General features: G+C 71.5%; 2 protein-coding genes. Both read right to left on the reverse strand.

Translation table 11 applies throughout. The features are described 5' to 3' along the window. Positions 1 to 51: 51 nt before the first annotated feature. Complete coding sequence (locus ACTJKJ_RS25080) at positions 52 to 4,569, reverse strand: hypothetical protein (RefSeq protein WP_440822843.1); 4,518 nt, start codon at positions 4,567 to 4,569, stop codon at positions 52 to 54. Between the two features lie 124 nt (positions 4,570 to 4,693). Then, positions 4,694 to 9,941 (reverse strand): beta strand repeat-containing protein (locus ACTJKJ_RS25085; protein WP_440822845.1); only part of this gene is annotated, 5,248 nt, incomplete at its 5' end.

A 9,941-nucleotide genomic window follows, 5' to 3' on the forward strand; every position in this document is an offset into this window, starting at 1 on the left:
GGGCATGCGCCGATAAGGGGGATGGCTCCGGCCCAGTCCCGCGCTCAGGGGTCAGAGCAGCGGGACCGCGCCGTCCTCTTCCAGCCGCCGGGCGGTGGCCTGCAGGGCCGCCATCGCGGCGTGGTGGACCGTGGCGGCGGTCTCGTCCGGCGCCGCCCCGGCCGCGGCGCCAGGGGCGACCGTCGTCGAGCTTGCCGCAGCGGCCGTGTGCGCGGCGTCGGACAGCAGGGCGGTGGTGGACGCCGAAGGCGCCGCCAGCAGGTCCTCCGCGGCCAGATGGGCCCGGGCGGCCGAGCCCGTGGCGTCGGTCGCGGCGTCCGCCGTGCCGTCGCTGGCCTTGGCGAACCAGACGTCGCCCATCTGGTGGGTCACGCCGTCCGCGGTCTTGTAGCCCGAGATCAGGCCCACCAGGTTGCCGTGATCGACGGTCGTGCTCGAGCGGGCGGCCAGGTCCAGCTCGACGATGCCCAGCTCCGACAGCGACTTCAGCTCGCCCGCGTCGGTCTTGCCGTTGCCGTTGGCGTCGGCCCAGATCCGCAGCTGCGAGAAGGCGGCGTCCTGCGCATTGAGGACGTGATCCGCGTTGGCGTCGAGCGCCTGCATGGCCTCGTAGCCGTTGGCCGCGCGGTGGCCGTTCGCCAGCAGGGTGCCGCTGCCGAAGAGCTCGCCGCCGGAGTCGATCTGGCCGTTGCCGTTCAGGTCGCGGGCCAGCAGCCCGTTGCCCTGCGCCATCCAGCCCCACTGCTGGGCATGGCCGGTGTTGTTCATGTCGAAGCTGACGCCCTGCGCCGCGGACACCGTGCCCAGCCCGTGGCCGTCCAGGTTCAGCAGGATGGGCGTGGCCAGGAACAGCGCGTCGAGCTGCGCGCCGCTCATCGCCTGCAGCGCCTCGGTGCTGAAGGCCAGCACCTGGTCCATGTTCAGCGCGGCCAGGTCGCGGGTCTCGAAGCCGACGATCGCGTCGGTGCCGATCGCATGGATCTGGTCCAGCGTCAGCGCCCGGGCCTGGTCGCGGCTCAGCGCGGCCAGATCCTCGCTGGACATCGCCGCGAAGCCCTCGGACGAGATCGCCGCCACCTGCTGGGAGCTCAGCGCGGCGACCTGGTGGCTGTCCAGCGCCGCGATCGCGTCCGAGTTCATCGCCGCGAGGGCCTCGGTGTGCAGCCCGCGCAGCGTCTGCGTCGACAGCCCGTGGACCTGGTCCGAACCGAGCGAGGCGAAGACCTCGGTCGACAGCGCGTTCAGCGTCGCCGTCCCCAGCGCCCGGAAGGCCGAGGAGCTCAGCGCCGCGTAGTCCTCGGTGCCGAAGCCGGCCAGCTGCGCGGTCGTCATCTCGGCCAGCTGCAGGCTGGTCATGGCGTGGACCTGGTCGGTGGTGAGGCCGGCGAAGTCGCCGGCGTCCATCACCCGGATCGCGCGGCCGGGCAGCAGGGCCACGTCCTGCGCATCCAGCGCGGCGATCTGGTCGCTGGTCCAGGCCAGCACCTGCACGTTGGTCAGGCCCAGGATCTGGGCGGTGCCCAGGGCCTGGATCTGCTCGGTGGTCATGGCCGCCGCCTGCTGGTAGCTCAGCGCGCCGACCTGGTCGGGCCGCAGCGCCGCCACCTGGTCGACGCTCAGCAGCGCGATCTGGTCGGAGCCCATCGCCTTGAGCGCCGTCGTGTGCAGCACCGCCAGGTCCTGGGTCTCCAGCGCCGCGAGCTGCGTGGCGCTGAGCGCCGCCAGCTGCGACGAGCGCAGCGCCGCGAACTGCAGCGTCGTCAGCGCCGCCAGCGCGGTCGGATCCATGGCGGCGATCTGCAGCGAGTTCAGCGCCGCGATCTGCTTGACCGACAACGCGCCGATCTGGTCCAGGTCGAGCGAGCCGAACTGGTCGCTGCTCATCCCCAGCAGCGCCTGCGAGCCCAGGCTGGCCAGCTGCGCCGTGCCCAGCCGGTCGATCTGGTCGGCCGTCAGCCCCATCAGCTGCCTGGAGCTCAGCGCTGCGAGCTGCGCGTTGCTCAGCGAGGCGATGCTGTCGCCGTTCATCGCGGCGATCTGGGTCGAGCTGAATCCGGCGAGGGCGCGGGTGGTCAGGCCCACCACGTCCTGGAACTCCAGGTTGGTGATCTGGTCGGTGGACAGCGCCGCCAGCTGCCGGGACGAGAAGACCGAGAACTGCGCCGAATCCAGCGCGTTCAGGTCGGCCTGTTCCAGCGCGGCCATCTGGGTCGTCGTGAGCGCGGCGACCTGGTTGGTGCGCATCGCCGCGAACTGTTCGGGCACCAGGGCGTTCAGCTGCTCGGTCGTGAACCCCTGCAGGGCCTGGACGCTCAGGCCGCGCACGCCGTCGGTGGACAGCGCGTCGATCTGGGCCGGCGTCAGCGCCGCGACCTGGCCGGTGCCCAGCAGCGCGGTCTGCGTGCTGCCGAAGGCGCCGACCTGCTCGCGGCTCAGCAGGTGGATCTGCTCGGTGCTCAGCGCGCTCAGGTAGACCGGCTTGACGGCGGCCAGCAGCGCCGGATCGAGCGCGCCGATCTCGTCGGTCGAGATCGCCGCCAACTGGAAGGAGGTCAGCGCGGCGAAATGGGTGCCCAGCGCGTTGAGGCTGTCATGGTCCAGGGTGCGCACCTGCGCCGTGCTGAGCGCGGCGAGCTGGCCGTCGCGCAGCGAGGCCAGGCCGGTCGGGCCGAGCGCGTCGAGCTGGTCGGCGCTCAGGCCACGGATCGCCAGCGTGCTGATGGCCTGCAGCGAGGCCGGGGCCAGCACCTGCAGCTGGGCCGGCGTCAGCGCCGCCACCTGCGCCGCGGTCATCGCGCCGGTCTGCCCGGTGCTGAAGGCGGCCACCAGGGTGACGTCCAGCGCCTGCACCTGCGCGCTGCTGAGCGAGCGGATCACCGTCGCGTTCAGCGCGCCGAAATCCTCGGGCTCCAGCTGCGCCACCTGGTCGGTCGTCAGGCCGCGGAACTGCGCCGAAGTGAGCGTCGCGAACTGCGCGGTGCTCAGCGCGTTCAGGTCCTCCGGGCTCATCGCCGCGAGCTGCGCCGTGCCCAGCGCGCGGATCTGGCTGCTGGTCAGCGCCTGCAGCTGGTCCGAGCTCAGCACGCCGAGCTGGTGGTCGGTCAGCGTCGCGATCACGCGGGTGGACAGCGCCTGGATCGCGCCGGTGCCCAGCGCGGCGAGCTGTTCGTCGCTCAGGTCACGCAGCTGCGCCGTCGTCAGCGCGCCGGTCTGCGCGCCGCTCAGCACGGCCAACTGCTCGGAGCTCAGCGAGGCCATCTGCGCCGGTGTGAGCCCGCGCAGCGTCGCGCTGCTCAGCGCGGCCAGGTCCTCGGTGCCCAGCGAGTGGAACTGCTCGGTCGTCAGCGACTGCAGCTGCTTGGAGCTCAGCGCGGCCAACTGCGCGGTCGACAGCGCGGCCAGGTCGTCGGTGTCCAGCGCGGCCAGCTGGCGCGTGGTCAGCATCGCGATCTGCAGCGTCTTGAGCGCGCCGAGCTGCTCGGCGCTCATCGCGCCCAGCACCTCCGGCTTCAGGCCGATCAACGCGCTGCTGCTGAGCAGGCGCAGCTCGTCGGTGCTGAAGGCGGGCAGCTGCTCGCTGCCCACGCCGATCAGTTGGGTCGAGGTCAGGCTCTGCACCTGGCGCGAGCTGAGCGCGTCGAACTGGTCGGACGACAGCGCGCCGAGCTGCGCCGAGTTCAGCGCGCGCAGGCCCTTGGTGCCGATGGCCGCCAGGTCCTCGCCCTCGAGCGCGGCCACCTGGGCCGTGCTCAGCGACTTGATCTGCAGCGTGTTGAGCGCGCCGGCCTGCTCGGTGGTCAGCGCCACCAGCGCGTCGGTGCCCAGCGTGCGGAACTGCTGGCTGGTCATCGCGGCGATCTGGCGGCTGTCCAGCGACTGCACCGCGTCCGAGGACAGCTGCGACACCGCGGCCGTGGTCAGCCCGCGGATCGCGCCGGTGCTCAGCGCCTGCAGCGCGTCGGTGCCGAGCGCGCTGAGCTGGTCGCCGCTCAGGCCGCGGGTCTGGTTGCCGCGCAGCGCGCCGATCTGGGCGGTGCTGAAGGCATTGAGCTGGTCGACGCTGAGCGCGCCGATCTGCACCGTGTTGAGCACCTGCATCGAGGCGGTGCTGAACACGGCCACCTCCTCGGTGCTCAGCAGGCCGATCTGCGCGCTGCCCAGGCCGCGCACCTGCACCGAGGACAGCGCCGCGATCTGCGCGCTGTCTAACGCGCTGAACTGGTCGCTGTCCATGCGGCGCAGCCGGTCCACGGTCAGCGCCGGGATCTGCGCGGTGGTCAGCGCATGGATCTGGTCGGTGGTCAGCGCGGCCAGCGAGGCGGTGGTCAGCGTCCGCAGCGCGCCGGTGTTGAGCGCCTGCACGTCCTGCAGCTCCAGCGCCGCGAGCTGGCCCGAGGCCAGATAGTTGAGCTGCCGCGCGGTCAGCGCATGCACCTGCAGCGTGGTCAGGCCCACCACCTGGGCGGCGCTCAGCATGGCCCACTCCGGCCCGGTCAGCGTGGCGAGCTGCGCGGTGGTGAGGGCTGCGATCTCCTCGGGAGTGAGCGATCCGACGTCGAAGGTGGCCATGGGGGTGGGAGGGTACTGCTGGAACCTGGCGGTCTGTCGTTTGCGGCCCACGCCGGCGGGGCGCGCGGGCGAGGGCCGCAAACGGCAAACCGGGGGCGCGAGGCCCCCGGTTCCGGACTGCCGCTTAGATCAGCGGAACAGCGCCGTTCTGGTCGTCGTCATGCAGCTTCTTGTAGGCCGCGCTCAGCACGTCGTGGTTGACCGCGTCGGTGGACGCCGCGGTGGTGGCCGCCGTGGCCGCCGTCGCGGTGTGCGCCGTCGCGCCGCCGAGCAGGTTGGCTTCCGGCTGGGCGAGCAGGTCGCCCAGCTGCGGCGCGGCTTCCCGCGTCGTGCCATGGACCTGCTGCGTCGCGCCGTCCTTGGTGAACCACACGTCGGACATCTCGCTCGTCGTGCCGTCCGCCTTGGTGTAGCTGGACACGAGGCCGATCAGGTTGCCGTGATCGACGTCCGTGCCCTTGGTCGCGCCCAGGTTCAGGTCGACGATGCCCAGGTCGGTCAGCGACTTGAGCTCACCCGCGTCGGTCTTGCCGTCGTGGTTGGCGTCGACCCAGACCTGCAGGTGGCTGAAGTCCGCGTCCTTGGCGTTGACGTGGCCGTCATGGTTGGCGTCCAGCGCGGCGAGGGCGGCGAAGCCGTCCAGGCCCTTGCGGCCGTTGACCGTGGTGCCCGAGCCGAAGAGCTCGGCGCCGCTGTCGATCGCGCCGTTGCCGTTGCGATCCATCACCAGCAGGCCGTCGTTGCCGCCGACCCAGCCCCACTTGTCGTTGTGACCGGTGGCGTTGAGGTCGAAGTGCACGCCGTCCTTGGCCGCCAGCGTCTGGATGCCGTTGCCGTCCAGGTCCAGCATGATCGGCGTGGCCATGAAGTGGGCGTTGATCTGCTCGTCGCTCCAGCCGGCCTTCTGGTCGGAGGTCATCGCCAGCACCTGCTCCATGCTCATGCTGGCCAGGTCCTGCGTGTCCCAGCCGATGAACTGGTCGGAGGTCATCGCCACGATCTGGTCGGTCGACAGGCCCTGGATCTGCACCGAGGTGAGCGCGTGGATGTCGCTCGAGTCCAGCGCCAGGATCTGGTCGGTCGTGAACGCATGCAGCTGCGACGAGGTCATCGTCCCGAAGTGCGTGCTGGTCAGCGCGCCGATGTCGTCCGTGGTGATGGCCGCGATCTGGTCCGTGCCCAGCGCGCGCAGTTGCGCGGTGCTGAATTCATGGACCTGGTCGCTGGTCAGCGCCGCGATCTGGTCGGTGCTGAAGGCGTGGATCGCCGCGGTGCTCAGCGCGTGGATGCCGGCGGTCGAGATCGAGGCGATGTCGGCCGTCTCGATGCCCGCCACCTGCGTCGCGCTCACCGCGCTCCACTGCTGCGAGGTCAGCGCGTGGATCTGGTCCGAGCTGAAGGCCTCGAAGTCCGCCGAGCCGAAGGCCACCAGGTTGCCACTGGCGATCGCCGCCAGGTCCCCGGTGTCGATCGCCTGCACCTGGTCGGTGGTGAAGGCGCTCAGCTGGGCCGAGCTCATCGCCACGACCTGCGTCGAGGTCAGCGCCTGCACGTCGTCGGTGGCCAGCTGGCTCACCTGCAGCGTGCTCAGCGCGGCGACCTGCTGCGTGGTCAGCGCCGCGATCTGGTCGGAGCCCAGCGCTTCCAGTTGAGCGCTGTCCAGCGAGCGGATCGCCAGCGTGCTCAGGCTGCGCAGGTCGGCCGACTCGAAGGCCGCCATCTGGTCGGTGGTCAGGCCGTCGACCTGGGCCGAGCTCAGGGCCGCCGCCTGCGACGAGCTCAGCGCCTGGATCGCGTCGGTGCTCAGGGCGCCGATCTGGGCCGAGCCCAGGGCCTGCAGCTGCGCCGAGCTCAGCGCGGCGACGTCGTCCGTCGTCATCGTCGAGATCTGCGTGGTCGTCAGGGCCTGCAGCTGGCTGTTGCCCAGCGCGCGGATCTGGCCGCTGGTCAGCGCGTTCAGGTCGTCGCTGCTCAGGTTGGCGATCTGCGCGGTCGTCAGTGCGGCGACCTGGACGGTCGTCAGCGCGGCGATCTGGTCGGAGCCCAGCGCCTCGATCTGGTCGGTGCCCAGGGCGCGCAGGGCGACCGTGGACAGCGAGCGCAGGTCACCGGTCTCCAGCGCGGCCATCTGGTCCGTCGTCAGGCCCTTGACCTGGGCCGAGCTCAGCGCGGCCACCTGGACCGAGCTCAGCGCGATCACCGCCTCGGTGCTCAGCGCGCCGATCTGGGCCGAGCTCAGCGCCTGGACCTGCTGCGAGCTCAGGGCCGCGACGTCGGCGCTCTCCATCGTGGAAACCTGCGTGGTCGTCAGCGCGGCGACCTGCTGCGTCGTCAGCGCGCGGACCTGAGCGCTGGTGAGCGCGTTCAGGTCGTCGCTGGCGAGCGTGCTCACCTGGCCGGTGGTCAGCGCGGCGACCTGCGTCGTCGTCAGCGAGGCGACCTGGTCGGAGCCCAGGGCGCCCAGCTGGTCGCTGGTCAGCGCACGCAGCGCCACCGTCGACAGGGCCTTCAGGTCACCCGATTCCAGGGCGGCCATCTGGTCCGTGGTCAGGCCGGCGACCTGCTTGCTGGTCAGCGCGGCGACCTGCGTCGAGCTCAGCGCCACGACCGCTTCGGTCGTCAGCGCGCCGACCTGGTCGGAGCTCAGCGCGGCGACCTGGTTGGTGGCCAGCGCGGCCACGTCAGCGGTCTCCATGGTGTTGACCTGCGCGGTGGTCAGCGCGGCCACCTGGGCGGTGCTCAGCGCCTTGACCTGCGCGCTGGTCAGCGCGTTGAGGTCGTCGCTGGTCAGGTTGGCGACCTGGCTGGTCGTCAGCGCGGCGACCTGCTGGGTCGTCAGCGCGGCGACCTGGTCGGAGCCCAGCGCTTCCAGCTCGGCCGAGCCCAGCGCGGCGATCTGGCCGGTGGTCAGGGCGCGCAGCTGGCCGGTCGTCAGCGCGGCGAAGTCGTCCGTCGCCAGCTGGCTGACCTGCGTGGTCGTCAGCGAGGCCACCTGCGCGGTGGTCAGCGCCTGGACCTGGTCGGAGCTCAGCGCTTCCAGCTGGTCGCTGCTGAGCGCGCGCAGGGCGAGCGTCGACAGCGACTTCAGGTCACCGCTTTCGATCGCGGCCATCTGGTCGGTGGTCAGGCCGGCGACCTGCTTGCTGCTCAGCGCGGCGACCTGGGCCGAGTTCAGGGCGACCACGGCGTCGGTGCTCAGCGCGGCGACCTGGGCCGAGCTCAGCGCGGCGACCTGGTTGGTGGCGAGCGCCTGCACGTCGGCGGACTCCATCGCGGCGACCTGGGTGGTCGTCAGCGCGGCGATCTGCTGCGTGGACAGCGCCTTGATCTGGCCGCTGGTCAGCGCGTTCAGGTCATCGCTGGTCAGGTTGGCGATCTGGCCGGTCGTCAGCGCGGCGACCTGCTGGGTCGACAGCGCGGCGATCTGGTCGGAGCCCAGCGCTTCCAGCTGGGCCGAGGTCAGCGCCTGCAGGGCGTTGGTGGACAGGGCCTTCAGGTCGCCCGTTTCCAGGGCGGCCATCTGGTCGGTGGTCAGGCCGGCGACCTGCTTGCTGTTCAGCGCGGCGACCTGGGCGGAGCTCAGGGCCACCACGGCGTCGGTGCTCAGCGCGCCGACCTGGGCCGAGCTCAGCGCGGCGACCTGCGCCGAGTTCAGCGCGGCGACGTCGTCGCTGGTCATGGTCGAGACCTGGGTGGTCGTCAGCGAGGCGACCTGCGCGGTCGACAGCGCCTTGATCTGCGCGCTGGTCAACGCGTTCAGGTCATCGCTGCTCAGGTTGCTGACCTGGGCGGTCGACAGCGCGGCGACCTGCTGGGTCGACAGCGCGGCGATCTGGTCCGAGCCCAGCGCGTCGAGCTGGTCGGTGCCCAGCGAACGCAGCGCGGCGGTCGACAGCGACTTGAGGTCGCCCGTCTCGATCGCGGCCATCTGGTCGGTCGTCAGGCCGGCGACCTGCTTCGTGGTCAGCGCGGCGACCTGCGCCGAGCCCAGCGCGACGATCGCGTCGGTGCTCAGGGCGCCGACCTGGGCCGAGCCCAGGGCCTGCACCTGCGCGGTGGTCAGCGCGGCGACGTCGTCGCTGGTCATGGTCGAGACCTGCGTGGTCGTCAGCGCGGCGACCTGCTGGGTCGTCAGCGCCTTGATCTGGCCGCTGGTCAACGCGTTCAGGTCATCGCTGGACAGGTTGCTGACCTGGCCGGTGGTCAGGGCGGCGACCTGCTGGGTCGTCAGCGCGGCGATCTGGTCGGAGCCCAGCGCATCCAGCTGGTCGGTGCCCAGGGCACGCAGCGCGACGCTGGACAGCGACTTGAGATCGCCCGTCTCGATCGCGGCCATCTGGTCGGTCGTCAGGCCACCGATCTGCTTCGTGGTCAGCGCGGCGACCTGCGAGGAGGTCAGCGCGACGATGGCCTCGGTGCTCAGCGCGCCGACTTGCGACGAGCTCAGCGCGGCGATCTGGTTGGTGGCCAGCGCGGCCACGTCGGCCGTTTCCATCGTGTTGATCTGGCCGGTCGTCAGCGCGGCGACCTGCTGCGTGGTCAGCGCCTTGATCTGGGCGCTGGTCAATGCGTTCAGGTCATCGCTGGACAGGTTGCTGACCTGGGTCGTGGTCAGCGCGGCGACCTGCTGGGTCGTCAGCGCGGCGACCTGGTCGCTGTTCAGCGCGTCGAGCTGGGCGGTGCCGAGCGCGGCGACCTGGGCGGTGCCCAGGGCGCGCAGCTGGCCGGAGGTCAGGGCGCCCACGTCATCGGTGGCGAGCTGGCTGACCTGCGCGGTCGTCAGCGCGGCGACCTGCTGGGTCGTCAGCGCCTGGACCTGGTCGGAGCTCAGCGCCTCGAGCTGGTCGCTGGTCAGGGCGCGCAGGGCGACCGTGGACAGCGCCCGCAGGTCGGCCGATTCCAGCGCGGCCATCTGGTCGGTGGTCAGGCCCGCGACCTGCTTGCTGCTCAGCGCGGCGACCTGGCCGGAGCTCAGGGCGATGATCGAGTCGGTGCTCAGCGCGCCGACCTGCGACGAGCTCAGCGCGGCGACCTGCTGGGTCGTCAGCGCCGCCACGTCGGCGGACTCCATGGTGTTGACCTGGCCGGTGGTCAGCGCGGCGACCTGCTGGGTCGACAGCGCCTTCACCTGCGCGCTGGTCAGCGCGTTGAGGTCGTCCGAGGACAGGTTGCTGACCTGGCCGGTCGTCAGCGCGGCGACTTGCTGGGTCGTCAGCGCGGCGACCTGGTCGGAGTTCAGCGCATCGATCTGGTCGGTGCCCAGCGCCCGCACGGCGGTCGTGGACAGCGCCTTCAGGTCACCCGTTTCCAGGGCGGCCATCTGGTCGGTGGTCAGGCCCGCGACCTGCTTGCTGCTCAGCGCGGCGACCTGG

Source organism: Roseateles sp. 22389 (genome assembly GCF_052044995.1).
GTDB lineage: Bacteria > Pseudomonadota > Gammaproteobacteria > Burkholderiales > Burkholderiaceae_C > Roseateles.

What these genes read in the sequence shown, in the direction of transcription:
- ACTJKJ_RS25080 (WP_440822843.1), bottom strand. Translation starts at nt 4,569, where the DNA reads ATGGCCACCTTCGACGTCGGATCGCTCACTCCCGAGGAGATCGCAGCC.